We start from the raw sequence: 25,067 nt of genomic DNA, 5'->3' as shown, positions 1-25,067 counted from the left end.
GGCATTGAAGTCACCGGCGCACCCCCGACGCAGCGGCCGGCGTCGATCGTCTTCACTCGCCGTCGTCGAGCTGGCTCAGCAGCGCCTGCAGTTTTTCCACGTGCCGCAGCAGCATGTGCCGGTGCTTGTCGATCTGTTCAAGCCGGCCCTCCAGGTCGGCTTGAATGCGGTCGTCGAGTTCGGCCGCGGCCATTACGTCCTCGACCTTCGCGCGCATCGATGCGAGCTCCACCGGCGCGTGCAGCAGATGCCGCTCGAAGCGCCGCACTTCCTGCGTCGCGAGATCGCGCACCTTGCGAAAATGCGCGTGACGGCGGTGCGCTTCGACATCGAGCGTTTCTTCCTCGATGCGTCGCGCGGGCGGCGGCTGCCCAAAAATCGGCTCGGGCCGCAACACCGTCTTCTTGCGCACCGGATGCGCGGTGCCCCGAAAGCGCGCGAGCGGCTGCTCGTTGTCGATCGCCTCGCGCGCATTCGCCGGAATCTCGTGACCGGTGTGCGGCACGTTCATCCAGCCGCCCGGCAAACCGGTGACGGCCTCGACGCCGCGCACGAATTCCTCGCTGAATTCGCGTTGCCCGGACAGCATCAGCTTCAGGTAGCTCGCGGAAAACGTCATCATGCGCGCGAGCCGGCTCGCGGCGCCGACCTCGCTGGTCAGCAACACCAGGTTCGCGCGCCAGACTGGCAGCAGCAATTCGTCGGAATCTTCCATCGCTGGGTCTTCCATCTTTTCGCCTGATGAATCGATGACCGCTTCGCGCATGTCATCGTTTTGAAAGGGTCGTCGTCTCGCGGTGTCGCGTGCAATGCCGCTATGCCGCTTTGCGTGCGGTGGGGCCCAGATGTCGAAGGTACACATTTGACCCGGTACGCACCGGCCAATTCAGCGCAAAGCGCGTTAAAACAGGGCTTACGACACATCGCGTGTTGCATTGACACACGTATTCGCGCGCCGGTCCTATCCGCGGCCGCTTGATGTGGCATGCTTACACGCCGATGCGGCACGCGTCGTGCTGCATGGCTTGCTCCACAACACTGACTTAAGGGTTTTGTAATGAAGAAAATCGTTCTCGCCATCGCCGCAGCCGTTGCCACCCTGAGCGCGATCGCCCCCGCTCAGGCCGATGAGCATCACCACGAGTGCCATAAGGTGCACGTGCATCATCATTGGGAAAAGCGCTGCCACTAATGGCGGTGAAACCGTGTCCGATGGACGCGGTGCACATCAAAAAGCCCCGTTTTCGCGGGGCTTTTTTTCATGACGCGCCGCGTCTTGAAACAGCCGGCGCACGATACGCTGTGCGCGCTCGACGCTCAAACCATTCCATATGAACGCGCCGGCACGCAATCACGGACACATGCTGTTACACCTTCGCGATACGCTGACCGATGCAGGCCGACGCGGACCGCGATGCCGCGCGTTCCTGCAGCAATCGTGATCCGCGTGGTGAGAAAGGAATACAAGCTTCAGGCGGATTTCACGCGAGCGAGCGCCGTCGTTACCAGCGCTTCGAGCAGCGGCGCGACCTTCGCGGCGAGGTCTTCATCGTATGCATAAGGCAGGCGCTCTTCCATGTAGGTGATCTGCGACAGCTCGAGTTGCACCGCATGCACGCCCTGCTCGGGCTCCCCGTATTGCCGCGTGATATAGCCGCCCTTGAAGCGGCCATTCGCGATTGCCGTGTAGCCGCCGTGACGCCCGACCAGCGCGGCCAGTTCGTCAGCCAGGCCCGGCGCGGCGCTCGCACCGTTCGACGTGCCGAAGTTGAAATCCGGCAGACGTCCGTCGAAAAACCGCGGCACGCGCGAGCGGATCGAATGCGCCTCCCACAGCAGCACCTTGCCGTGCTTCGCCTTCAGCGCCGCGAGCTCTCCGGTCAGCGCGTCGTGATACGGCTTCCAGTAAGCGTCGCGACGGCGCGCGATTTCGGCGTCGTCGGGCAGATGGCCGTCGCGATAGAGCGGCTCCTTGTCGAACGTGTCGACCGGCAGCAGACCCGTAGTGTCCTGCCCCGGGTACAGGTTCGCGCCGTCGGGCGGACGGTTCAGGTCGACCACGTAGCGCGCGTAGGTCGGCGTCAGGATCGACGCGCCGAGGCGCTTCGCGAATGCGTACAGGCGATCGAGATGCCAGTCGCAATCGTCGGTGCGTTGCGCGACCGGTGTCATCGTCACGGCGATGTCGGCGGGGATTTGCGTGCCCAGATGCGGGATCGAGATCAGCAGCGGCAGGCTTCCCTGATGCAGCGAGAAAACCGGCGTGAGGTTCGAAGCAGTCATGTCAGTCCGGAATCAGTGGGATCGGTGAATCAGTTCGGCGGGCCATGGCCGTTATTTGAGCAGTTCCGCGAGCGCCGCGCGATAGCGCGCATAGGCACCCTCTTCGTCGCGATGCCGGCGATCGTCGACGACCTTGACGCCGCCCGCGTAGACGTCGCGGATCGGCGTATCGCCGTGCTCGCAGAATACGACGCCTGACAGCCACGCCTCGCGCTCATGCCCGGCGATGCTCGTATGGTCGGCGTCGAGCACGAGCCAGTCCGCGCGATGGCCCGGCTGCAACGCGCCGACCGCGCGGCCGGTCGCACGCGCGCCGCCGTCGAGCGCGGCCGCGTACAGACGATCCGCGACATGCGGAGCTTGCGCCGACGCCAGCACGTTGCGCTGCCGGCGCGTCAGACGCTGACCGTATTCGAGCAGACGCAACTCGGCGCGCCAATCGACGCCGACATGGCTATCCGAGCCGACGCCGATGCGGCCGTGCGCGTCGAGATAGTCTTGCGCGGGAAAAATGCCATCGCCGAGATTGGCCTCGGTGGTCAGACACAAACCCGCGACCGCGCCGCTCTTCGCGAGCGCGAGCGTTTCGTTCGCATCGACGTGGGTCGCGTGCACGAGACACCAGCGGCTGTCCACATCGAAACGATCGAGCAGCCATTGCACCGGCCGCGTGCCTTCGGTTTCGAGGCAGGCGTCGACCTCGGCGGTCTGTTCGGCGATATGGATGTGGACAGGCACGGTTGCGTCGATGCCGCCGAGCAACGTGCGCAGCGACGCCTCCGATACCGCGCGCAGCGAATGCGGCGCCACGCCGTAACGCAGCGCCGCATGTTCGGGGCGCGCGGCGCGTAGCGTGCCGAGCAGATCGAGCAGGCTCTCGGGCGTATTGATGAAGCGCCGCTGATCGTCGCGCGGCGCGCGCGCGCCGAAGCCGCTGTACTGATACAGCACCGGCAGCATCGTGATGCCGATACCGCTCGCCGATGCAGCGTCCACCACGCGTTGCGCAAGCTCGGCCTGATTCGCGTAGCGCTGGCCGTCCTGCGCGTGGTGCACGTAGTGGAACTCGCACACCGACGTATAGCCCGCCTTCAGCATCTCGATGTAGAGCCACTGCGCGACGCTCGCGAGGCCTTCCGGCGTGATGCGCGCGGCAAAGCGATACATCAGGTCGCGCCACGACCAGAAGTTATCCGTCGCATTGGCGCGATATTCGGTGAGCCCCGCCATCGCGCGCTGAAACGCGTGCGAGTGAAGATTCGGCATGCCCGGCATCAGCGGGCCCGCCGCCTTCGGCACACCCGCCGGCGCCTCGGGTCGATCCGTCGCGACCGCGCTCAGCGTGCCGTGAGCGTCCCATTCGAGCAGCACGTTGCGGCGCCAGCCCTCAGGCAGATACGCGTCAGCGGCGAACAGCGATTGATTGGATTGCGTCATCTCTCAGGTTCTAGTTCAGGTCACACGCGACTCGCGCCGCGTATAGACGGTTTCGCCCGCGCGCACGACGCGCGCGCAGAGCGGCCGGCCAATCCAGTAAGCGAGCTCCGCCAGCGAATCGACCGACCACACCGCGAAGTCGGCCGCGCGACCGACCTGCAGCGCACCGTGCCGATCGCTCTTGCCGAGCGCGCGCGCAGCGTGCGTGGTGACGCCTTGCAGCACCTCGGGCACGGTCATGCGAAACAGCGTGCTCGCCATGTTCATCATCAGCAGCAACGAAGTCGCCGGTGAGGTGCCCGGGTTGCTGTCGGTCGAGATCGCGATCGGCACCTCGTAGCGCCGCAGCAGTTCGAGCGGCGGCAACTGGGTCTCGCGGATGAAGTAGTACGCGCCCGGCAGCAGCACCGCGACGGTGCCCGCTTCCTTCATCGCGGCGACGCCGGCTTCGTCGAGAAACTCCAGGTGATCCGCCGACAGCGCGCGATGCCGTGCCGCGAGCGCGGTGCCGCCACCGTTCGACAACTGCTCGGCGTGCATCTTGACCGGCAGCTCGTAGCGCGCGGCCGCGTTGAACACGCGCTCGCTCTGTTCCAGCGAAAAACCGATGCGCTCGCAGAACACGTCGACCGCATCGACGAGGCCTTCGTCCGCGAGCGCCGGCAGCATCGTGTTGCAGACTTCGTCGATATACGCGTCCGCACGGCCCGCGAATTCCGGCGGCAACGCGTGCGCGCCGAGAAACGTCGTATAGACCGTGACCGGATAGCGCTCGCCGAGTTGCCGCGCGACGCGCAGCATCTTGCGCTCGCTCGCGAGATCGAGGCCGTAGCCCGATTTGATTTCGATCGCCGTCACGCCTTCGGCGAGCAGCGGTTCGAGCCGCGCGGCCGCTTGCGTGAACAGCGACGCTTCGTCCGCCGCGCGCGTCGCGCGCACCGTCGACACGATGCCGCCGCCCTGTCGCGCGATTGCTTCGTAGCTGACGCCCGCGAGCCGCTGCGCGAATTCGTCGGCGCGCTGGCCGCCGTACACGAGGTGCGTATGGCAATCGATCAGGCCCGGCGTCACCCATGCGCCGCGCAGATCTTCGCGCGGCCATGCGGCATAGGGCGTGGGTAAATCGGCGAAAGCGCCGAGCCACGCGATACGGCCGCCGTCGACCGCAATCGCGGCATCGGCGAGCGTGTGGCGAGGATCGCCCTGCGGGCACAAATTCAGGTGATGCCAGACGGTTTGCTTCATCGCGTGCTCTTTGCCGCTCGTTGCGTGTCTGTGGATGGGTTGTCCGCGATGGAGTGCATGTGAGGCCCTATCACGGTTGATTCGTCATCGCGTGTAGCGGATCGTGATCGCGAGCACCGCGCCGTCGCCCGTCAGCGTGCAAGCGAGCGCGTTCGGCCCGTCGACGCGCAGCGTGTCGCCGGTGTCGAGCCGCACGGCTTGCGCGTGGTCCGCCGCCAGTCCGACCGTGACCGCGCCGCCCGCGCAAAACAGCAGCGCCACGTCGCCGTCGAGCACGCGCGGCGCATCCTGCTGCGTGCCAGTGCGCCACACGTCCAACTCGCCCTGCGCCACGTCGCGCCGCACCATCAGGTTGAAGTCGCGCGTTGCCCCGTCGACGAGCCGCGCGTCGATGCGCGTCGCGCCATCGAAGCGCGCGATGTCGAGCGGCTGCCGCAACACATGCGTCGAGGCGACGCCCGCGTCGCCCAGCTCATCGAGCAGCATGCCCGCGCCAGACAGCAACACCAGCGTCCGGTCGACGCCGTCGAAGCGCGAGAACGGTCCCGCCTGCGCAACCTCGGCGACGCTCACGCGCCACACGAAGTCGGCGCTCGCCGCGCGCTGCCCGCCGCCTGGCGACGGAAACGCCGCGACCTCACGCGTGAACCCGCCGCCGTTTTTCCACGGCGCCGCCACGAGGTCGGCGCCGCGAATCAGCGTGACGCCTGCCATGCCGCCCGCGTGGTTGGCCATGGTCACGATCAGCGGCCCAGCATCGGCAGATTGAGACCGGCCTCGCGCGCCGTCTGCTGCGCGAGTTCATAGCCCGCATCCGCGTGACGCATCACGCCGGTGGCCGGATCGTTCAACAGCACGCGGCCGAGGCGCTGGTGCGCGGCTTGCGTGCCGTCCGCGACGATCACGACGCCCGCGTGCTGCGAGAAGCCCATGCCGACGCCGCCGCCGTGATGCAACGACACCCACGACGCACCGCCCGCCGTGTTCAGCAGCGCGTTCAGCAACGGCCAGTCGCTGACCGCGTCCGAGCCGTCCTTCATCGACTCGGTTTCGCGGTTCGGGCTCGCGACCGAACCGGTATCGAGGTGATCGCGGCCGATCACGATCGGCGCCTTCAGCTCGCCGTTCCTGACCATTTCGTTGAACGCCTGGCCGAGACGATAGCGATCCTTCACGCCGACCCAGCAGATCCGCGCCGGCAGACCCTGGAACGCGATGCGCTCGCGCGCCATGTCGAGCCAGTTGTGCAGATGCGGATCGTCGGGGATCAGTTCCTTCACCTTCGCATCGGTCTTGTAGATGTCCTCGGGATCGCCCGACAGCGCGACCCAGCGGAACGGGCCCTTGCCTTCGCAGAACAGCGGCCGGATATACGCCGGCACGAAGCCCGGGAAGTCGAACGCGTTTTCCACGCCCATTTCGAGCGCCATCTGGCGAATGTTGTTGCCGTAGTCGAGCGTTGCCGCGCCGCGTTCCTGCAGCGTCAGCATCGCCTGCACCTGCGTGGCCATCGACTGCCTGGCCGGCGTGACGATGCTTTCCGGCGCGGTCTTCATGCGCTCGCGCCAGTCTCCGACCGTCCAGCCCTGCGGCAGGTAGCCGTGAATCGGATCGTGCGCGCTCGTCTGGTCGGTCACGCAGTCCGGCGTGATGCCGCGCGCGACGCACTCGGCGAACACGTCGGCGGCATTGCCGAGCAGGCCAACCGAGATCGGCTTGCCGGCGCGCTTCGCTTCGTCGAGCATCGCGAGCGCCTCGTCGAGCGTCTTCGCCTTCTTGTCGACGTAGCGCGTCTTCAGACGGAAGTCGATGCGCGTCTCGTCGCATTCGACCGCGATCATCGAGAAGCCCGCCATCGTCGCCGCGAGCGGCTGCGCGCCGCCCATGCCGCCGAGACCGCCGGTCAGAATCCAGCGGCCCGTCGGGTCACCGTTGAAGTGCTGGTTCGCGACGGCGAAGAAGGTCTCGTAGGTGCCCTGGACGATGCCCTGGCTGCCGATGTAGATCCAGCTGCCGGCGGTCATCTGGCCGTACATCATGAGGCCCTTGCGGTCGAGTTCGTGAAAGTGTTCCCACGTCGCCCAGTGCGGCACGAGGTTCGAGTTCGCGAGCAGCACGCGCGGCGCGTCCGCATGGGTGCGGAACACGCCGACCGGCTTGCCCGACTGAATCAGCAGCGTTTCGTCTTCGTTCAGGTCCTTCAGCGACGCGAGGATCTGATCGAAGCAATCCCAGTTGCGCGCGGCGCGGCCAATGCCCCCGTACACGACGAGCGCATGCGGGTGCTCGGCGACTTCGGGGTCCAGATTATTCTGGATCATCCGGTACGCGGCTTCCGCGATCCAGGTCTTGCAGGTCTTTTCCGCGCCGTGCGGTGCGCGGATCGTGCGAGTCGGATCGAGACGCGGATCGACGTGTTTCGGATTGTTCATGGTGTCCCCAATAATGCGTGAAGAGGTTCGATAAAGATTCGGCGAAGACGAAAAAGCGAATTCAGAAATGCCCAGTGAAGCGGTAACGGGTGCCCGGATGCCACAGATTCGCGATCGAGGCGACCTCGCCTTGCGACCACGTGCGCCGGTGCAGCACGAGACACGGCTCGCGTTCACTCATGTTCAACAGCTCGCGCGTGATCTCGTCGGCGGCGAGCGCCTCGATGCGGTACTCGACGCGCTGCAGCGGCGCGACGCGCACGAGGTACTGGTTGGGCGTGGTGTTCGTGAAGTCCTGCAGCGCGTATTCGGGTGCGACGGCCGGATTGACCCAGCGTTCCTCGAGCTGCACCGGCTCCTCGTTTTCGAAATGCAGCAGGCGCGAATGAAACACGGGGCTGCCCGCGCTCACCTGCATCTCTTCGGCGAGCGCCGCATCGGCGATGCTGGCGCCGATGTTCAGCACCCTCGCCTGATAGCGATGACCGCGCGCAACGATTTCATCGGAGATGCTGCGGATCGCCACCAGGGTCGACTCGTATTTGGGACGGGCGACGAAAGTGCCCGAGCCTTGTACACGTGTCAGCACCTGCTCCGAGGTCAACTCGCGCAACGCGCGGTTGACCGTCATGCGCGCGACGCTGAATTCGCGCGCAAGCTCGTTTTCGGAGGGCACCTGGTCGCCTTCGGCCCACTCGCCCGCATGAATGCGCGCGAGGATGAAGTCCTTGATGCCCTGATAAGCGGGTGCGTTCATCGGTGTGATCCGCGCTCTCGACGACTCATTGTTCCGACGCGAACGAGAACGGGCTCAGCTTCGCGACCGCGCCGGCCTGCACGAGCTTCGTGACCGCCGCGATGTCCGGCGCGAAGTAGTGATCGAGCTCGTAGTGCGCGACGTCCTTGCGCACGAGGTCCATCACCTTCTGCAGGCTCGGGCTGGTCTTGTGCGGCGCGCGCAGATCGACGCCCTGGGCGGCAGCGAGCAGTTCGATCGACAGGATGTTCGCGGTGTTGTCGGCGATATCGCCGAGCTTGCGCGCGGCGAACGTCGCCATCGACACGTGGTCTTCCTGGTTCGCGGACGTAGGCAGCGAATCGACCGAAGCCGGATGCGCGAGCGTCTTGTTTTCCGATGCGAGCGCGGCGGCCGTCACGTGCGCGATCATGAAGCCGGAGTTCACGCCGCCATCCTTGACGAGGAACGGCGGCAGGCCCGACAGCGTCGCGTCGATCAGCAGTGCGATGCGGCGTTCGGCGAGCGCGCCGATTTCCGCCACGGCGAGCGCCAGGTTGTCGGCCGCGAACGCGACCGGCTCGGCGTGGAAGTTGCCGCCCGACAGCACTTCGCCGGTGTCCGGGAAAATCAGCGGATTGTCGGAGACCGCGTTCGCTTCCTTCAGCAGCGTTTCGGCGGCCTGACGCATCTGGTCGAGACACGCGCCCATCACCTGCGGCTGGCAGCGCAGGCTGTACGGGTCCTGCACCTTGTCGCAATCGGCGTGCGAGACGTTGATCGCCGAGCCTTGCAGCAGCGAGCGATACGCCGCGGCCGCGTCGATCTGGCCTCGATGGCCGCGCAGTTCGTGGATGCGCGCGTCGAACGGCTTGACCGAGCCCATCGCCGCGTCGACCGATAGCGCGCCGGCGACGAGCGCCGTGCGGTACAGGTCTTCGATCGCGAACATGTTGTACAGCGCGAGCGCGGTCGAAGCCTGGGTGCCGTTCAGCAGCGCGAGACCCTCCTTCGCCTGCAGCGTCAGCGGCTTCAGACCGACGAGCGCGAGGCCTTCGGTGGCCGGCATGCGCTCGCCCTTCGCGAACACTTCGCCGACGCCGAGCAGGGTCGCCGACATATGCGCGAGCGGCGCGAGGTCGCCCGATGCGCCGACCGAGCCCTTGACCGGGATCACCGGCAGCACGTCGGCGTTGAACAGCGCGATCAGCGCTTCCATCACTTCGCGGCGGATGCCCGAGTGGCCGCGGCCGAGGCTCGACAGCTTCAGCGCGATCAACAGACGCACGACCGGGCGCGACATCGGCTCGCCGACGCCGACCGCGTGCGACAGCACCAGATTGCGTTGCAGCAGTTCGAGCTGATCGCGCGGAATGTGCGTGCTCGCGAGGCGGCCGAAGCCGGTATTGATGCCATAAGCCGGCTCGCCCCGGGCGGTGATGTCGGCGACGGCCTGCGCGCACGCGTCGATGGCGCCATGGCTCGCGGGATCGAGTTGCAGGGTGAGCTGCTCACGCGCGATCTGGCGCAGTTGCGGGAGGGTCAGGTAGCCGGGCTTCAGAATCATGGTTGTCGTCCTGTCTATACAAGTTCAAATAAGTCTAGCCGGCGGGCCTTGTATATACAACTTATTTTTCGAGATTTCGGGCCTGGGGATTTCCATTATTTGGCACGTGGCTCGGCGGGAGCGCGTGGGTTTGGCGGCAGGTCGCAGGCGGCGTGTGCTGGACGCATGGGTCGGCGTGGCCGCCGTGATTTAGCCCACAGTTGTATATACACCTTCGCGGCGCGGGTCGCCATCTGGCCAAAATTGGCGCGCTCTCGCTGGCGGGAAGCCGGACACGCCGGCTCCGCCGATATCTGGGTTATAGGACAGAAGGCTCTGCGACGCGGATCAGAGCTTGACCCGCGCCGCGATGAAATCCAGAAAGCACTGCACGCGCCCCGCGAGCGATGCGCTCTGGTAGTACACCGCATGCACCGGCTGCCGTTCATCGACGAGCAGGTTGCCGAGAATCGGCACGAGGCGGTTTTCGCGCACGTCGCCGGCGGTCATGAAGTCGGCCAGGCAGGCGACGCCCCAGCCGGACAGCGCCAGTTGCCGCAAGGTTTCGCCGCTCGACGCGGTGATCGACGGTTCGATCTTCAGCAGCGCGGCTTCGTCCCGCTGCCCCTTGGCGCGCTTCGTTCCCCTGCCCCCTTCCCGCAACGGCCAGCGATTCAAATGCTCCGGCGCCGTAAAGCCGATCAGCCGATGCGTGTGCAGCGCGTCGAGCGTGGTCGGCTCGCCGTGCTCGGCCAGATACGCCGGGCTCGCGAGCACGCGCAGCCTGCTCTCGCCGAGCGCGCGCGCATGCAGCGTCGAATCCTGCAGCGCGCCGATGCGAATCGCGATGTCGACCTTCTGTTCGAGCAGATCGACGATCCGCTCGTTGCTGGTCAATTCGAGCCGGATCTCCGGATACAGCGCCGAAAACGCGGTCATATGCGGCGCCACGCAATGCAGCATGAACGGCGACGCCGCATCGACGCGCAAGCGCCCCGACGGCCGTTGCCGCCCGCGCGCGACCGACTCCTCGGCCTCTTCGAGCGCGTCGAGGATCGCGCGGGCGCGCCGCAGGAACGCGTCGCCTTCCTCGGTCAGATGCAGACGCCGCGTCGTGCGCCGCACGAGCGCGGTGTCGAGCTTCTGCTCGAGGCGCGTGAGCGCGCGGCTCACGCCGGAGACGGTCTGCCCCAGCTTCTCGGCCGCCGCGGTAATCGAGCCGCTGTCGATCACGGTGACGAACACCAGCAATTCGTCGGTGGAGGTTTTCATTGTTGATTTCAGATCAAGATTGATTTGAGACTAACACGCTTTTTGCGAGAATCCGCGCGAGCGATACTGCGTGCCTGTCGATCGGAGTTGGCGCTTTAGCGCTTACTCCGATCCCATGCAAGAGATTGCGGTCTTGGCATTTCCCTCAGGAGAACGTCTTGAAGATTTTCGTTACTGGCGCAAGCGGTTTTATCGGCGGCTCGATCGCGGCGCATCTGGCGCGCGCCGGCCATCAGGTGCGCGGGCTGATTCGCAAACCCGAACACAGCGGCGAGTTGCAGCGGCTCGGCATCGAGCCCGTGCCCGGCACGCTCGACGACCGAGCGTTGCTGATCGCCGAAGCGCAAGCGGCCGACGCGGTGATCAACGCCGCGAGCAGCGATCACGAAGGCGCGGTACGCGCGCTGATCGACGGACTCGCCGGTTCGGGCAAGGTATTCCTGCACACGAGCGGGTCGAGCATCGTCGGCGATGCGTCGGGCGGCGAAGCGGGTGAAGCACGCATCTATCACGAAGACGCGCTGCCCACCCCGACCGCCGACAAGGCCGCGCGCGTCGCGATCGATCAACTGGTGCTCGACGCCGCGCAACGCAACGTGCGCTCGGCCGTGCTGTGCAACACGCTGATCTACGGTCACGGCGCGGTGGCCGGCAGCGCGAGCGTGCAGTTGCCGCGACTCGTGCGCCAGGCGCAGAAAAGTGGCGTCGTGCGTCATGTGGGCGGCGGCGGCAACGTCTGGTCGAACGTGCATATCGACGACGTCGCCGAGCTGTATCGCCTCGCACTCGATAAAACCCCTGCCGGCACGTTCTATTTCGTCGAAAGCGGCGAAGCGTCGTTCCGCGACATGAGCGCCGCGATCGCACACGCGATGAAGCTCGGCGCGCCGCAGGACTGGCCGCTCGAAGACGCGAAACAGGAATGGGGCTACGAAATGGCCTCGTACGGTCTTGGCTCGAACAGCCGCGTGCGCGGCGAACGCGCGCGCAAACTGCTCGGCTGGCAACCGCGGCGCACGTCGGTGATCGAATGGATCGAACGCGACATGATGGGGCCGCAAAGCACCGTTTGACGCGGCTTTGCGCGCCGCGCAACGTAAGCTGTGTAAGCGCGGTCGTTGCGAATCCGTAAGCTCCTTTCGATAAAATCGCGGGCACCTGACGGTGCGATTCCACCGTCGCACACACGCCCCGATTCGACCGATGAGCTTCGCGCTGAACTTCGACTGGCTGACCAACCTGATGGCGATTCTGTTCGTCGTCGCGTGTCTGTACGACATGCGCTACGACGAATACGGCGTGCTGACGCTCGCGGCCGCGGCGATGAGCCTCATCGTGATGGCGATGGAAATGTTCCTCAGACCCGCCTTCGAAATGGCGCTGTAGCGAACTGATGCAGCGCTCGTGCAGCACAGAGGCGCCGCGCCAGCTAGCGCGGCGCGCGCCCCTCGCCCCCTTCGTCGACCCGCTTCACCACTTCACCGCTTCACCGCTTCACACCGTGTACGATCCGCACGCCGGGCAAGCCGCGCGCGCGTGGTCGTCGTAGCGGTCGTGATGCCTGACCCAGTGGGTCAGATTACTGTTCTCGTTGCGGCCTTTCGGCGCGATGTCCAGAAGCGCGTAGGTGTTCACGAAGCGCTCGTCGCCGCGTGCGTAGCATGAGTACGTGTGATACACGTCGCCGTTTGCGTCCTTGTAGAACACGCTGTGGCCGTGCTGTTCGTCGATGCCGACGTCCTGCTCGGTGAAGTTGTAGAACGCCTTTTTACTCGCCAGCTGCTCCGGCGTGAACGACACGTGGTAGTCGAAATTGAAATCGCTGCCGCTCGACGACACCCACGGAAAGGTCCACCCCATGCGCCGTTTGAACGCGTCGATCTTCTCGAGCGGCGCGTGCGATACCGTCACATAGCTGACGTCGTGATGGACCAGATGCGTGAGAATGCCGCTCATATGGTCCGACAGAAACGAGCAGCCGACGCACCCCTCTTCCCAGTCCGGGCCCAGCATGAAGTGATAAACGATCAGCTGGCTGCGGCCGTCGAACAGCTCCGCGAGCGTCTTGCGGCCTTCCGGCGTATCGAACGTATAAACCTTGTCGACCTTGACCCACGGCAATTCGCGGCGCTTGCGCGCGAGTTCGTCGCCGGCGCGCATATGCGCTTTTTCGTCGGCGAGCAGCGCGCGGCTCGTGGCGAGCCACTCTTCCCGGCTGCCGATGCGATGTTGCGGTTCCATCTGCGTCTCCTTTCCTGCGGATGCAGGGCTTGACCTCAAGGTTAAGGTTTAGAGACGCTGACGCGAAAGTCAAGGAGCCGCAACGAAACTCAGATCGCCCAGCCGCCGACATAAAACCCGACCAGCACGACTGCGATCGCCACGGTCCCGACATTGAGCTTGCGATACTCGCCGCTGACGACGCGTCCGATCACGAGCGTCGCGAAGCCGAGCATGATGCCGGTCACGATGTTCGCGGTCAGCACGATGAACACCGCGCACACGAGCCCCGCCATCGCGTCGACCATGTCGTCCATATGCAGCTTGCTGACGTTCGACAGCATCAGCAGCCCCACGTACATCAGCGCGGGCGCGGTCGCATACGAAGGCACCAGCGCGGCGAGCGGCGAGAAGAACATCACGACGAGAAACAGCAGACCGACGACCGCCGCCGCCATCCCCGTCTTCGCGCCCGCCGCGACGCCGACCGTCGACTCGATATACGCGGCCGCCGGCGCGCCGCCGAGCAGGCCCGAGAAGATCGAGCTCAGCGAATCGGCGCTCAGCGCGCGGCCGCCGTTGATGATGCGGCCGTTTTCGTCGAGCTGCCCCGCCTGGCCCGCGACCGCGCGGATCGTGCCGGTCGCGTCGAACACGGCGGTCATCACGAGCGCGAGCACGCTCGGCAGCACCGCCATCGACAGCGCGCCCTTCACGTCCATCGCGCCGATCAGCGACGCATGCCCCGGCGCGCTCAACGACGGCACCGCGAAGATGCCGTGAAACGCCACGGCCGGATCGATCGCGAGCCCGATCGCCGAGATCGCGACGATCACGATCAGGATCGAGCCCGGCACGCGCCGCCGCACGAGCCCGACGATCGCGGCGAGTCCGGCGACCGACATCAGCGCCGGCAACGCCGCAATATTGCCGAGCGACACCGGCAGCCCCGCGCCCGGATTCTTGACCACGAGCCCGACGTCGTTCGCGGCGATCAGCAGCAGGAACAGGCCGATGCCGATCCCGGTGCCGTGCGCGATGCCGACAGGCAGGTTGCGCAAAATCCACGAGCGCACGCCGGTCACCGAAATCGTCGTGAACACGACGCCCATCAGGAACACCGCGCCGAGCGCAACGGTCGGATGCAGGCCCTTGCCGAGCACGAGGCCGAACGCGGTGAACGCGGTGAGCGAGATCGCGCAGCCGATCGCGATCGGCAGACGCGCCCACACGCCCATCAGTAGCGAGCCGAACGCCGTGGTCAGACACACGGCGACGAACACCGCGCTGGTATCGAAGCCCGCCTTGCCGAACATGCCGGGCACGACGAACACGGAATAGACCATCGCGAGGAAGGTCGTGATGCCCGCGACGATCTCCTGGCGCTGCGTGCTGCCGCGCGCGGAAATGTCGAAGTAGCGGTCGAGAAAGCCCTTACCGCGGAATGATTCGGTGTCGAAGGATTCGCTCGCGACGTCGGAATTCGCGAGGGCCTGGGGTTCCATCATGATGAGTGCCTCCTTTATCAGCGCGCTGAAACGGCCGCTAAAGCGGCCGTCATCAGGTTCGTCTCGTGGATTGGTTGGTGTGGGTAACGCTTTTCTGAGTCGAAATGTAGGTGAAGCGAACTATGTGTCCAATCGCATGAATGGCATGCCGGACATGTCGCGCGACTTATATCTTGTGCGCGACGGTCGCTCGCGCGAGCGCTGCGCGCGTATACACCTACGGCATACGGGCAGCCGCGAAACGCGCCGAACCCACCCCGGCGATCGCGTTCCAGGCACGCGGCGTGCAGCGCTATACCGTCTGCAACGCAACCGGCGAAAGGCTGCCCGCGCGGCAGCGCAGGTTAAACTCTGGGCCGTACCCCATCCAACCGCGGCGGCTCATCGCGCCCGTCCGCACCTGCCCGTGGAGTTTTTCCTGATGACTGGCGGTTTTCCGCGCCCCGCCGGGCGCCTGCCGATTGTCCCGTTTGGACCGCTTGGATCGCTTCGCCCGCTCGATTCGCCTGATTCGCCTCATTCGCTCGATGTGCTTCGACTGTTGCGCTGGCTGTGCACCGTGGCCGCGCTGTTCGCGTTCGCCGCGCTGTCCGGCTGCAGCAGCCTGCTGTGGGGTACGCAGCAGGCGCCGATCGTCGATGCGACGGTGATGCCGGTCGAGCCGGCAAGCGCGCCGGTCGCCGCGTCCGCGTCCGAGCCGGTCGAGAGCGAGGCGAACGAGGGGCCCGAGGAGCCGAAGAAACCGAAGAAGCCGGTCGTGAAGCCGCACAAGGTCGAACCGCCGCCGCCCGTGGTCGTGCCGGCTCCGCCGCCGCCCCCGCCGCCGCCGCCGCTGATCGTGCTGCGCACGATCGAGCGCAGCGACGCGCGCGCGCTGCTCGACAGCCAGGTGCAGAAGCCCGACGGCAAGGTGGTCGGCCGCGCGGTCGACATGATCGCCGACGCGGCCGGCAAGCCGCGTGAGATGGTCGTCAATCTGCAGGGCTTCCTCGGCGTCGGCGATCGCAAGGTGAACTTCCCGTGGGGCGCGTTCCACTTCACGCCGACCGCGAAGGGGGCGCCGATCACGCTGAACCCGACGGCCGTGCCGAGCACCGTGAACAAATCGAACCCGCTGGAACTGGCGCTGCTCGATGCGACCGTCGAGCGCGCGAACGGCGCCAAGGTGGGCCGTGTGGTCGACGTGCTGATCGACGGCAACGCGCAGCCGCAGGCGATCGTCCTCGACGTCGGCGGCATGGTCAGCCCCGACCGGCGCACGATCGCCGCGAACTGGTCGGCGCTGCGCTTCGTCACGCGCGACAAGGAACTGCATCCGCAGATCGATCTGAGCGACGCGCAGATCAACGCGACGCCGCCCTACGCGAGCGACAAGCCGATTCGCGCGGTGTCGCCGGCGCCGCCCGCGCAGCCTGCCGCCAGCGCCGCGCCGGCGGTCTCGGCGCCGCCGGCCGCGTCGTCTGCCGTCGCGGTTTCCAACGCACGGGCGGTCCGATGACGGTCCGTACTATGGTCACGGCGCGAAGTCTGCGCGCGCTCGATTGGCTCAACTTCTTCGTCGCCAACGTGCAGACGGGCTTCGGGCCGTTCATCGCGTCCTACCTCGCATCGCACAAGTGGACCCAGGGCGAGATCGGCATGGTGCTGTCGGTCGGCACCATCAGCGCGATGGTCAGCCAGGTGCCCGGCGGCGCCGCGGTCGACGCGTTGCGCAACAAGAAAGCGGCGGCCGCGTGGGCGATCGGCGCGATCATCCTCAGCGCGATGCTGCTCGCGATCAGCCCGACCGTGCTGCCGGTGATCGCCGCCGAGGTGTTCCACGGCTTCGCGAGCTGCATGCTGACGCCGGCGCTCGCGGCGATCTCGTTCGCGCTCGTGGGTCGCGCGAATCTCGGCGACCGGCTCGGCCGCAATGCGCGCTGGGCGTCGATCGGCAGCGCGGTCGCGGCCGGTCTGATGGGACTGTTCGGCGAGTACTACTCGCCGCGCGCGGTGTTCTTCCTGACCGCGGGCCTCGCGGTTCCCGCGCTGATCGCGCTCGCGATGATCCAGCGCACCGACACGATCGAGCTGCCGCAAGCGGTGCCCACCCCCGAGCAGCTCGAGCGGCGCGAAAGCCTGCGCGAGCTGCTGCGCGACAAGCGCATGCTGCTGTTCGCCGCCTGCATCGTGCTGTTCCATCTGTCGAACGCGGCGATGCTGAACCTGGCCGCCGGCGAAGTGACGGCCGGCATGGGAGACAACGTGCAGCTCGTGATCGCGGCATGCATCATCGTGCCGCAGGCGATCGTCGCGATGATGTCGCCGTGGGTCGGGCGCTCGGCCGAACGCTGGGGCCGCCGGCCGATTCTGCTGCTCGGCTTCTCCGCGTTGCCGATCCGCGCGCTGCTGTTCGCGGGCATCAGCAGCCCCTATCTGCTCGTGCCGGTGCAGATGCTCGACGGCTTGAGCGCCGCGGTGTTCGGCGTGATGCTGCCGCTGATCGCCGCCGACGTCGCCGGCGACAAGGGCCGCTACAACCTGTGTATCGGCCTGTTCGGGCTCGCGGCCGGCATCGGCGCGACGTTGAGCACGACGGCGGCGGGCTTCGTCGCCGATCGTTTCGGCAACACGGTGAGCTTCTTCGGCCTCGCGGCGGCCGGTGCGCTCGCGGTGCTGCTGGTGTGGGCGGCGATGCCCGAGACGCGCGACGCGGCGACGGCCAGCAGCGGCGACGGCGCGGCTGTGCCCGGTCGTGGATAGTCGGCGGCGAGGTGAGTCGCGCGAGCTGTATCAGCCGGGGCGTGATCTGATGGTCGCAGTCGGATCACGTCGCAACCGGCTTGACCACTGCGGAAGTCAGGTGAGTCAGTCGGCGAGAAACACCTCTTCGCCTCGACCCAATGGCACGACGACCGGTCGCTGCACGACGGTCTCGATATCGATGTGCCGCCCCTCGCGCGACGAGCGTTCGAAGGCATCCAGCACCTCCAGCACGTGTAACGCCAGTTCGCCGCTCGCGCGATGCGGCCGACCCCGACGCAACGCCATGGCCATGTCCAGCACGCCCACAGCGCGGTAATTGGCCACCCGCGCACCGCTCCTCAACGTGAAGTTGTCGACGCCAAAAGCATGGACCTGTGTGTCGAGCGGCTTAAAGCCGCTATCACGTTCAGCCACGCGCGGACTCCCGCCAAAGAAATTGGGATCGACGCCCAGCAGGCTACCTTCCGTGCCATAGATCTCGATGGGCGCACGCTGATGGGCCCACACGTCCCAGGAGGCGCTCATCACCACGTTGGCCCCACCCGCAAAATGCAGGATACCGTTGACCGTGGTGGGCACCTCGACCTCGATGACCTGGCCCCTCAGCGGCTCACTGGAGATGATGCGCTGGGGAAAACCGATGGTGGCGCAAGCAGACACGCGTGCCACCGGCCCAAGCAGGTTGACCAACTGCGTCACGTAATACGGGCCCATGTCGTGAATCGGGCCGCCGCCAGGCTTGAAAAAAAACTCAGGATTGGGATGCCAGGACTCCATGCCGCGGGACAACACGGCCACGGCCCCGCCAATGGCACGCCCAATGCGGCCCGCATCGAGCGCCGCGCGGCACGCCTGGTGGGCCGCGCCGAAGAAGGTGTCCGGTGCGCAGCCCACGCGTAATCCCGAAGCCTCGGCTCGCGCCAGCATCGCGCGTGCGGACGCGAACTCGGTACCTAGGGGCTTTTCGAGGTAGACGTGCTTGCCCGCCTCCAGAATCTGCAGGCTTACCGGCACATGCGCGTGCGGCACCGTAAGGTTGATGACGATTTCGATGTCGGGGTCGGCCAGCAGCGCAGCCACCGTCATCGCGGCAACGCCGTGCTGCACGGCCTTGGCCCGGGCGGCCTCCGGACGCAAGTCGGCGCAGGCCTTGATGCGGACGAATTCCGAATTCGCCGCGCCGGTGAAATAGGCATCGCTGATGTTGCCGCAACCGATGATGCCGACGAAGACAGGTTTCATGGATCAGGCTCCGAGCTGGTGCAGATAGGCAAAGGCATTGCGGGCGAAGCGTTCGCCGTCGCTGGGATTGTCGTGCTCGGCGGCGAGGAAACGCGCCCCCGCTTCGCGGCAGGCGGCGGCCAGCGTGGGCCAATCCATGACGCCGTGACCGACGTCGGCCCAGCCGTCCTCGTCCAGTTTTTCACCCGCGGGCGCGAGGTCTTTCGCATGGGCCGAGACCACGCGGCCCGTATAACGACGAAGCCATGGCAGAGGATCGGCGCCGCCGCGCACGAGCCAGGCTACATCCACTTGCCAGCCGAGCGGCCTTGCCCCGGCGGACTCGAACAGCAGTTCCAGCGCCGTTGCGCCGTTCTCCTTGGCGCTGAGTTCCCAATCATGGTTGTGGTAAGCGAGGGCGATGCCCTGAGCGGCTAGCCGATGGGCGAGACTGCCCAACTCGTTGCCGAGCGCCCGCCAGTATGCGGCGTCACTGTCGCGCTCGGCGGGCGGCACCGCGGGCATGACCAACTGGGTGATACCGAGGGTCTCGCACGCCGCGGTCACTTCGTGCAAACGCTCACGCAGCATGGCCATGCTGAGGTGGCTGGAGGAGGCGCTAAGGCCGCGCGCCTGAAGCTTGTTGCGGGTGTCGGCCGCATTTTCGAGCAAGGACCCGATCAGCTCCACCTGGCGAAATCCGGCGTGGGCGGCAATGTCGAACTGCCGGTCGAGTTCGCCCGCATTGCGCAGGCTGTAAATCTGGATGGAAATGGGCAAGGCTTGATTCATGGTCGTCAATCCAAAGAGTCAAGGTGGATGCGGCACGGATGGCCTACGGAGCTGGGCGCAAGCCAAAAGGTAAGCGCTTTCCCGTTTACCTGGAACAGGGGCTTTACCCTATGCAGCAGGGACCGGCACAAACAGGAGTACGCGAGAAGCTTCGGATAAGCGGATTGCATAACGCTGCGGTTTGCAGCAACACCATGGATTCCCGCAAGCCGAGTCTGAATCCCCGCTCAGTTTCGAGGTTCGACGACGCATGATGGGAAAAGATTTTCCCATGATGCTAAAATTGTTACCTTCCTGCTGGTGACAGACCCGCCGCTGCCTGAACGAACCAATGCGAAGCAAACCCTCCATCGAAGCCGTTGCCCGCGAGGCTGGCGTTTCCATTGCCACGGTGTCGCGTGTGCTCAACGGGACGAAGGCCGTGACGGCGGCCACGCGTGAGCGGGTCGAGGCAGCCGTACGGGCACTGAACTACCGGGCCAATCCGTTCGGCCGCAGCCTGAGTACCGGTCAGAGTCGCATTCTGCTAATGCTCATGCCGGATTTCGCCAACCCCTACTACGCCGAGATCGTGCGCGGGGCCGGCGCGGTCAGTCGCCAGGCCGGTTACACGCTGCTTCCGGCGGACCTGGAAGCCTGGACTGGCACGGCGGACGCCTCGCTGCCGACGCTGGCCGGCAGTCTGAGCGACGGCGTCATCAATCTCGTGCCCATGTCCGACCCGGCAGCCCGGCGCGAGGCGGCGAACGGCAAGCCATGGGTCAATTGCTCGGAATTCTTGCCCGGTAGCGACGTGCCTTATGTCAGCATCGACCACCGCCAGGCCGGTACGGATGCCGTGCAGTACCTCATCAACAAGGGCCACCGGCGCATCGGCTTCATCACCAGCGATGAGCGCTTCCTGTATGCGCGTCAGCGCCGCGAGGGCTATCACGCAGCACTACTGCGCGCCGGTCTCGCGCCTGCGCCCGAGCTTGTCTGCGTTACTGGCGACAATAGTTACGCCGCCGGAAGCCAGGCGGCGGCAAAGCTGCTGGCGGTGGTGGATCCGCCGAGCGCCGTGTTCGCCGTGTCGGACACGTTGGCCATCGGCGCGATCAAGGGCTTTAGCAAAGCCGGCCGGCGGGTGCCGCACGACGTGGCGGTAATGGGCTTCGACGACGTACCCATCGCTGGCATCTTCGAGCCGGGGCTGACGACCGTGGCCCAGCCCATGGTCGAGCTGGGCGCCGCGGCGGCCGAAATGCTGCTGGCGCTGCTCGACGGCCAACGCCCAGCGTCGCGCATCCTGCAGCATCAGCTGGTGCTGCGGGAGTCGGTTTGAGCGGTCGATCGGGAGAAGTCAAGATCTGCTTTGCCCACTGAGGTGGTTTGTAGCTGGCTCAGTTTTGGTGAGGCTGCCGACGCCGATGCATTTCGGCCACCTTGCTCCCACGGCTCATGAAATCGTTCGTTGAAGCTTTCGTGGTCGCCGCGGCTGGCGCCGTCGCTGTGGCGGTTTGTGCTCAGTCGAGCCAGCGGAAGACCCATCAGCAAATGCTTGAAGAACTGGTTCAGATCGGAATTCCCGGCAGCGCTCAACCTTTGCGCCGCAGTTGTTGCCCCTGTGGTATTTGTTGATTAAGGCTGATGACGCGACGAGCGTGAACATCCGCTGGCTACTGCGGAAGCGCCGATAGAGCACGTGCGGGCGCACGCGAGCGAATGGCTGGAGATGGGCCGGCTACCACCCGATGCGCTCGGTTGTTGTCGACCCACAACGGCCTGTTATCTTGATCCGAAACGGACGCTCACGCTGGCCGGATTTTCGCTTTCCAGAAATACCTTGCAACCGGTGAGGTTGAACCGGTTCGCCGCAGCCTCGGCTCCCCTTGCCGGAGAGGGAACCTTTCTGCATGCCTCATTATATTTGTCGCCCCTCCGTCAACCTGACAGTACCCAAGCTCGCACAGCGGGTACTCGATCTTCGGACTAACTACCTCGCCAGCCATCGCCGGAACTCTTCCCCGCATCAGCTCGCGGACCCCGCTTCCATAAGCTTGCTGACGACCCGCTTAAAGCTTGGCAACAGAAGCCTGTTCGCATAGCCGCTGAGGTGATCGCCATCGAAGACGAGCGGCCGGCCGTCGGCGGTGTGCGTTAAGCAGACCGAATCTGGGCACAGTGGTGGCAACGGGTCCCATACGCTAACTTCGGGGACCGCCTGCACGATGTGCGCATAGGATTCGAGCACCGGCGCCCGCAAGGCTTCCAGATCCGCACGGGCGATGCGGTCGCCGCCGGAACAGATGGGATTGTCGCGATTGAACCAGTCCGAACATCGGAACGGCTGGCTCCGAAACTCGGGTGTCGGCCCCTCCAGGATGACCTTCGCCCCTTTGGCTGCCAGTTTCTGCAAGATTGGAATGGCCTCTCGCACGCCGTCTACCCGGCTTTGCACGGCCTCTGGACCAAACATGTAGTCCCAGGCGCTCGAGTCGTCGAAGCGGGCCCACTCGTCGGAGAAACGTGGCAGCCGCAGCGAAGGCATGAAGACCACGTCACCGGGCCTGACCTGCGCCTCGATTTGAGCGATTGCCGCATCCGTCTCCGGTGCACAGCTCGCCACCTCATCTTGTTTGCGCGGCAGCAAAGCAAGGAACGGACAGCCTCCATTGTTGTACGCGAAGACCTTCACGCCAGTATCCCGGGCGAATTCGCGCAACATCCTGTTGTAGGCCATCGCGTGCGAATCGCCGATCACGTACAGGCGCCCGTGATAGGTCGCCGGAAGCGAACATCCCGCACGTGAATATGTCCAGACGGGCCCCCCGTTGAGCTTCGTCCTATTCCACGTGTCCAGACATCCGTCATTGCTGGCCTGAAGGGGGCGGCTCGGATACCAGTCATCGGCACGTTGTGACACCACGCTCAGCGACATATCCAGTTTCAGTTGGGCTACCTGAATGCCGACCCACAACAGCGCTCCGCACGTCAACGTAGCTACGCCCGCACCTACGAGAGCGGGACGCCGCATGCCTTTCAGGACCGCCGAGCGCCGCACGGGATTCTCGACGTAGTACCAGGACGCTGTCGCCAGCGCGAAGCTCAGTACGGCCGCAAGCACGCGCCAGACAGGCGCATCGATCCCCGTCGTCCACCGCAGCAGCACGATCACAGGCCAGTGCCAGAGATAAAGCGAATATGAGATCTTGCCGACGAAAGTCACCGCTGGTGAAATGAGCAGCCTGTGCAGCCAATCCCGCGGCGCTCTTCCGTGCAGCGCGTACAGTACGCCAAGCGTGCCGGCAACCGGCAGCAGCGCTCCCGGAAAAGGAAGCTGCTCCGGGCGCAAGACCTTGAAACCGGCCGCAAGCAGCACCAGCGAACCAACGAGCAACGCCATCGAACCCAGCGTCCCATTGCGGTCGATCACGCCGAGCGGGCGCTTCGCGAGCGCAAGGAACTGGTATAGCAGGATACCGGATGCCAATTCCCAGAAACGCCCTGGAATCAGGTAAAAGTTTAGCCCCTCATTTCGCCTCGAAAGCCACCATGCGCTCAACACGGACAGAGCGAGCCCGCCGGCGAACAGAACAACGCAAAGCGTCTTTCTCGGACGTTTGCTCACCCACATGAAGAAAAGCAACGGAAAGATCAGATAAAACTGCTCTTCTACCCCAAGCGACCAGGTATGCAGGTACGGGTTGAATTCGGCGCGTGGCGAAAAATAGTCATCGCCGATGAACGCGAGCACCACATTGCTCAACCCAAAGAAAGCAAAGAAGCCGGTGTATTTGTTGGTATCGCTCAGCCACGCGTTTGGAATGAACAGTGCTGAAAACAAGCCGGTCACCAGCAGGCACACCACGAGCGCTGGCACGATCCGCTGCACTCGACGCGAATAGAAATAGAACACGAAGCGCGAAAACTGCATCGATTCGAGGTTTCCAACGGATGCGCTGACAACAAACCCGGAAACCACGAAAAAGATGTCGACCCCTGCAAGCCCGCCGGGTAACCACTGCGCGTACAGGTGATAAACGATGACCGACAACACTGCGACCGCACGCAAACCGTCGATGTATGCCGCGTGCGCCGGACGGGTGAGTTGCGGCGCAGTAGTAGCGTTATGACGTGGATTCATGGCATGAGAGTTAATGAGGTCGGTCGGAATCCGTGGACGCCAACGGGTTTAGCAGCGATCTTGTTCAAGTAGAAACGCTGCGTGAAAACCGCGGGAGACAGATAGTCAAGCTGCGCTTGTGTCCGCTGCCGGTCATAAAGAATCTCGATGTATTCCGTGATCTCTTGCTGCGCCTGCTGCCGACTGGCGAACCGCCGACGATAGGCCAACTCGCTCTTCAGCGTGCCCCAACATTATTCGATCGATGCGTTGTCAAAGCAGTTTCCTCGTCTGCTCATCGAGGCTTGCATGCCGAACTGGCTGACAAGATTCTGGTAAGCATGCGCGCAAGATTGGCTGCCGCGGTCTGTGTGGTGAATCAGACCGGCCGGCGGCCGGTGCGACGCGACCGCCCGAAACACCGCCTGCATCACCAGATGCTTGCTCATACGCTCGCTCATCGCGTAACCGACCAGCTCTGCGCTGAACAGGTCCTTGAGGCCGCCGCAGGGTTGCCGGAACGTCTGCTCGCGCGGGGTTCAGACCTGCTCCGCTGATTCCGCGGCGATCATTGCATATTTCATCTCGATAAATAACCAGAAAAAGCGAAGGTGCCGTTGCCCTTTCTCTCGTTTGCTCTTACGCACGATTGTGACGTAAAAATTTTAGGGAAATGTATAGGCCCGCGATGTATTGCGTGCGCTGCCCCTCAGAAGCGATAAGAAATGTCGACTTCATCGTCGAGGAACTTCATCGGCGCGAACCGGAGGATCCATCGCGCATCGGTGCGACGCGCGTTGCCCTGCAGAACCAGCTTAACAATCTGCTTGCCTTCGCTGGCGTGCTGGACCAGAAGCTCGGCGCCATGGACCGCGCGAGCGGCGTTTCGGACCAGCTCGTGGCGACTTGTCTGCTGCACCGCAAGCCGGACACCTCCGTCACGTTCTCGCAGGCGTGGAACCGGCTGCACGCCGCCATCGGCCACAAGTTCCACGATCTCTACACGGCCGTGTCGCAGGCTCGACGATGAGGACAGCGCTGACTGCCAGCGTGAAATACGCATCGGCCCGATCAATACCGACCCAGACTCCGACGGCGAATGCAAGCATGAGCGCGACACTACGTGCTATGGCATGACTGCTCTGTTCGAAATCACACAAACGCCCGCTCTTCGATGTCTACTCGAAGTCACATGTAGTCCTGGTCCAGGTGTCGGCAATTTGGGCGATCGTGCCGACTGACCGCTACTGCCCGAACTCGGCAGCACATGGTTAGGCGTCTGGACGCTCGAACTTCTGTCGCCGACTCCAGCGATGGGCCGCGCCCTATGAATACCAATGCAGCCTAGGGCCTGTTCACGCTAATAACGGGCTTGCGAACGTGCCTTTCCGCGCGTATTGCAAGGAGAGAGGAGCGCCGTTTGGCCGAGCCAAACAAGCGACGACCGACGCCGCAATACGCGCGGAAAGGCACGTTCCCCTGTTTTAAAAAAATCCTTCCCGGGGCTGGCCGCCAGAAGGGCCGA

General features: G+C 65.1%; 21 protein-coding genes and 1 pseudogene. 7 read left to right on the top strand and 15 right to left on the bottom strand.

Annotation, left to right across the window (positions count from 1 at the left end; all coding sequences use genetic code 11):
- Positions 1-52: 52 nt before the first annotated feature.
- Complete coding sequence (locus F6X40_RS36460) at positions 53-715, bottom strand: hypothetical protein (RefSeq protein WP_187631222.1); 663 nt, start codon at positions 713-715, stop codon at positions 53-55.
- A 342-nt stretch (positions 716-1,057) separates the two neighbouring features.
- On the opposite strand from F6X40_RS36460, the gene F6X40_RS42895 reads away from it, so the two are divergent.
- On the top strand, positions 1,058-1,192 hold the full coding sequence (locus tag F6X40_RS42895) for a hypothetical protein (protein WP_262421682.1): 135 nt from the start codon (positions 1,058-1,060) through the stop codon (positions 1,190-1,192).
- Positions 1,193-1,470: 278 nt separating this feature from the next.
- Here the strand turns inward: F6X40_RS42895 and hutG are convergent, their stop codons facing one another.
- The 8 genes from hutG to F6X40_RS36420 all read right to left on the bottom strand — a co-directional run bounded on the left by hutG (position 1,471) and on the right by F6X40_RS36420 (position 10,951).
- Positions 1,471-2,283, bottom strand: coding sequence for an N-formylglutamate deformylase (gene hutG, locus F6X40_RS36455; RefSeq protein WP_187631221.1), 813 nt, complete (start codon positions 2,281-2,283; stop codon positions 1,471-1,473).
- Positions 2,284-2,334: 51 nt separating this feature from the next.
- A complete protein-coding gene (locus F6X40_RS36450; protein ID WP_187631220.1) occupies positions 2,335-3,720 on the bottom strand; it encodes a formimidoylglutamate deiminase in 1,386 nt (461 codons plus the stop codon).
- 15 nt (positions 3,721-3,735) lie between these two features.
- Positions 3,736-4,965, bottom strand: coding sequence for an imidazolonepropionase (gene hutI, locus F6X40_RS36445; RefSeq protein ID WP_184032855.1), 1,230 nt, complete (start codon positions 4,963-4,965; stop codon positions 3,736-3,738).
- 84 nt (positions 4,966-5,049) lie between these two features.
- On the bottom strand, positions 5,050-5,700 hold the full coding sequence (locus tag F6X40_RS36440; protein ID WP_187631219.1) for a HutD family protein: 651 nt from the start codon (positions 5,698-5,700) through the stop codon (positions 5,050-5,052).
- 8 nt (positions 5,701-5,708) lie between these two features.
- A complete protein-coding gene (gene hutU, locus F6X40_RS36435) occupies positions 5,709-7,397 on the bottom strand; it encodes a urocanate hydratase (RefSeq protein ID WP_187631218.1) in 1,689 nt (562 codons plus the stop codon).
- 61 nt (positions 7,398-7,458) lie between these two features.
- On the bottom strand, positions 7,459-8,154 hold the full coding sequence (gene hutC / locus F6X40_RS36430; protein ID WP_090803957.1) for a histidine utilization repressor: 696 nt from the start codon (positions 8,152-8,154) through the stop codon (positions 7,459-7,461).
- Positions 8,155-8,179: 25 nt separating this feature from the next.
- Positions 8,180-9,700, bottom strand: coding sequence for a histidine ammonia-lyase (gene hutH, locus F6X40_RS36425; protein ID WP_187631217.1), 1,521 nt, complete (start codon positions 9,698-9,700; stop codon positions 8,180-8,182).
- Positions 9,701-10,027: 327 nt separating this feature from the next.
- Entirely contained in the window at positions 10,028-10,951 is a 924-nt protein-coding gene (locus F6X40_RS36420) for a LysR family transcriptional regulator (RefSeq protein ID WP_187631216.1), read from the bottom strand.
- 158 nt (positions 10,952-11,109) lie between these two features.
- On the opposite strand from F6X40_RS36420, the gene F6X40_RS36415 reads away from it, so the two are divergent.
- Together F6X40_RS36415 and F6X40_RS36410 are read left to right on the top strand one after the other, a co-directional pair.
- Positions 11,110-12,024: an NAD-dependent epimerase/dehydratase family protein gene (locus F6X40_RS36415; protein WP_187631215.1), complete on the top strand. Its 915-nt coding sequence runs from the start codon at positions 11,110-11,112 to the stop codon at positions 12,022-12,024.
- Between the two features lie 130 nt (positions 12,025-12,154).
- Complete coding sequence (locus tag F6X40_RS36410; RefSeq protein ID WP_187631214.1) at positions 12,155-12,337, top strand: hypothetical protein; 183 nt, start codon at positions 12,155-12,157, stop codon at positions 12,335-12,337.
- Positions 12,338-12,445: 108 nt separating this feature from the next.
- Here the strand turns inward: F6X40_RS36410 and F6X40_RS36405 are convergent, their stop codons facing one another.
- Together F6X40_RS36405 and F6X40_RS36400 are read right to left on the bottom strand one after the other, a co-directional pair.
- Positions 12,446-13,192, bottom strand: coding sequence for a DUF899 domain-containing protein (locus F6X40_RS36405; RefSeq protein WP_187631213.1), 747 nt, complete (start codon positions 13,190-13,192; stop codon positions 12,446-12,448).
- An 89-nt stretch (positions 13,193-13,281) separates the two neighbouring features.
- On the bottom strand, positions 13,282-14,676 hold the full coding sequence (locus tag F6X40_RS36400; protein WP_409340045.1) for an NCS2 family permease: 1,395 nt from the start codon (positions 14,674-14,676) through the stop codon (positions 13,282-13,284).
- A 424-nt stretch (positions 14,677-15,100) separates the two neighbouring features.
- On the opposite strand from F6X40_RS36400, the gene F6X40_RS36395 reads away from it, so the two are divergent.
- Positions 15,101-16,177, top strand: coding sequence for a PRC-barrel domain-containing protein (locus tag F6X40_RS36395; protein WP_187631212.1), 1,077 nt, complete (start codon positions 15,101-15,103; stop codon positions 16,175-16,177).
- Positions 16,174-17,421, top strand: a complete 1,248-nt coding sequence (locus F6X40_RS36390) for an MFS transporter (RefSeq protein WP_187631211.1) — start codon at positions 16,174-16,176, stop codon at positions 17,419-17,421. Before F6X40_RS36395 ends, F6X40_RS36390 begins: the two co-directional genes overlap by 4 nt.
- Before the next feature lie 105 nt (positions 17,422-17,526).
- Here F6X40_RS36390 and F6X40_RS36385 read toward each other — a convergent pair whose 3' ends face one another.
- Entirely contained in the window at positions 17,527-18,666 is a 1,140-nt protein-coding gene (locus F6X40_RS36385; protein ID WP_187631210.1) for a Gfo/Idh/MocA family protein, read from the bottom strand.
- Between the two features lie 3 nt (positions 18,667-18,669).
- Positions 18,670-19,437, bottom strand: a complete 768-nt coding sequence (locus tag F6X40_RS36380) for a sugar phosphate isomerase/epimerase family protein (RefSeq protein ID WP_187631209.1) — start codon at positions 19,435-19,437, stop codon at positions 18,670-18,672.
- 331 nt (positions 19,438-19,768) lie between these two features.
- Between F6X40_RS36380 and F6X40_RS36375 the strand changes: the two genes are divergently transcribed.
- Positions 19,769-20,761 carry a LacI family DNA-binding transcriptional regulator gene (locus F6X40_RS36375; RefSeq protein ID WP_187631208.1) on the top strand — a complete coding sequence of 331 codons (993 nt, stop codon included), beginning with the start codon at positions 19,769-19,771 and terminating at the stop codon, positions 20,759-20,761.
- A 687-nt stretch (positions 20,762-21,448) separates the two neighbouring features.
- On the opposite strand, the gene F6X40_RS36370 is transcribed toward F6X40_RS36375, so the two are convergent.
- Both F6X40_RS36370 and F6X40_RS36365 read right to left on the bottom strand, forming a co-directional pair.
- A complete protein-coding gene (locus tag F6X40_RS36370) occupies positions 21,449-23,563 on the bottom strand; it encodes an acyltransferase family protein (RefSeq protein WP_187631207.1) in 2,115 nt (704 codons plus the stop codon).
- Positions 23,560-24,045, bottom strand: a pseudogene (locus F6X40_RS36365) (DDE-type integrase/transposase/recombinase); the annotation flags it as partial. The pseudogene F6X40_RS36365 and the gene F6X40_RS36370, both read right to left, overlap by 4 nt.
- A gap of 185 nt (positions 24,046-24,230) precedes the next feature.
- Between F6X40_RS36365 and F6X40_RS36360 the strand changes: the two are divergent.
- A complete protein-coding gene (locus tag F6X40_RS36360) occupies positions 24,231-24,572 on the top strand; it encodes a hypothetical protein (RefSeq protein ID WP_187631206.1) in 342 nt (113 codons plus the stop codon).
- The last annotated feature ends 495 nt before the right edge of the window (positions 24,573-25,067 follow it).

Source organism: Paraburkholderia sp. UCT31, assembly GCF_014397655.1.
Taxonomy (GTDB): Bacteria; Pseudomonadota; Gammaproteobacteria; order Burkholderiales; family Burkholderiaceae; genus Paraburkholderia; species Paraburkholderia tuberum.
Note: the sequence above shows the minus strand (reverse complement) of the source record. Positions and strands in the feature narration are given on the sequence as shown.

Bases quoted from the DNA above. Each gene is read 5' to 3' on its own strand.
- F6X40_RS36395 (WP_187631212.1), top strand. From the start codon at position 15,101: ATGACTGGCGGTTTTCCGCGCCCCGCCGGGCGCCTGCCGATTGTCCCG.
- F6X40_RS36385 (WP_187631210.1), bottom strand. From the start codon at position 18,666: ATGAAACCTGTCTTCGTCGGCATCATCGGTTGCGGCAACATCAGCGAT.
- F6X40_RS36400 (WP_409340045.1), bottom strand. From the start codon at position 14,676: ATGGAACCCCAGGCCCTCGCGAATTCCGACGTCGCGAGCGAATCCTTC.
- F6X40_RS36375 (WP_187631208.1), top strand. From the start codon at position 19,769: ATGCGAAGCAAACCCTCCATCGAAGCCGTTGCCCGCGAGGCTGGCGTT.
- F6X40_RS36460 (WP_187631222.1), bottom strand. From the start codon at position 715: ATGGAAGATTCCGACGAATTGCTGCTGCCAGTCTGGCGCGCGAACCTG.
- F6X40_RS36440 (WP_187631219.1), bottom strand. From the start codon at position 5,700: ATGGCCAACCACGCGGGCGGCATGGCAGGCGTCACGCTGATTCGCGGC.
- F6X40_RS36390 (WP_187631211.1), top strand. From the start codon at position 16,174: ATGACGGTCCGTACTATGGTCACGGCGCGAAGTCTGCGCGCGCTCGAT.
- F6X40_RS36410 (WP_187631214.1), top strand. From the start codon at position 12,155: ATGAGCTTCGCGCTGAACTTCGACTGGCTGACCAACCTGATGGCGATT.
- hutC (WP_090803957.1), bottom strand. From the start codon at position 8,154: ATGAACGCACCCGCTTATCAGGGCATCAAGGACTTCATCCTCGCGCGC.
- F6X40_RS36450 (WP_187631220.1), bottom strand. From the start codon at position 3,720: ATGACGCAATCCAATCAATCGCTGTTCGCCGCTGACGCGTATCTGCCT.
- F6X40_RS36380 (WP_187631209.1), bottom strand. From the start codon at position 19,437: ATGAATCAAGCCTTGCCCATTTCCATCCAGATTTACAGCCTGCGCAAT.
- hutH (WP_187631217.1), bottom strand. From the start codon at position 9,700: ATGATTCTGAAGCCCGGCTACCTGACCCTCCCGCAACTGCGCCAGATC.
- hutI (WP_184032855.1), bottom strand. From the start codon at position 4,965: ATGAAGCAAACCGTCTGGCATCACCTGAATTTGTGCCCGCAGGGCGAT.
- hutG (WP_187631221.1), bottom strand. From the start codon at position 2,283: ATGACTGCTTCGAACCTCACGCCGGTTTTCTCGCTGCATCAGGGAAGC.
- F6X40_RS36420 (WP_187631216.1), bottom strand. From the start codon at position 10,951: ATGAAAACCTCCACCGACGAATTGCTGGTGTTCGTCACCGTGATCGAC.
- F6X40_RS36405 (WP_187631213.1), bottom strand. From the start codon at position 13,192: ATGGAACCGCAACATCGCATCGGCAGCCGGGAAGAGTGGCTCGCCACG.
- F6X40_RS42895 (WP_262421682.1), top strand. From the start codon at position 1,058: ATGAAGAAAATCGTTCTCGCCATCGCCGCAGCCGTTGCCACCCTGAGC.
- F6X40_RS36360 (WP_187631206.1), top strand. From the start codon at position 24,231: ATGTATTGCGTGCGCTGCCCCTCAGAAGCGATAAGAAATGTCGACTTC.
- hutU (WP_187631218.1), bottom strand. From the start codon at position 7,397: ATGAACAATCCGAAACACGTCGATCCGCGTCTCGATCCGACTCGCACG.
- F6X40_RS36370 (WP_187631207.1), bottom strand. From the start codon at position 23,563: ATGAATCCACGTCATAACGCTACTACTGCGCCGCAACTCACCCGTCCG.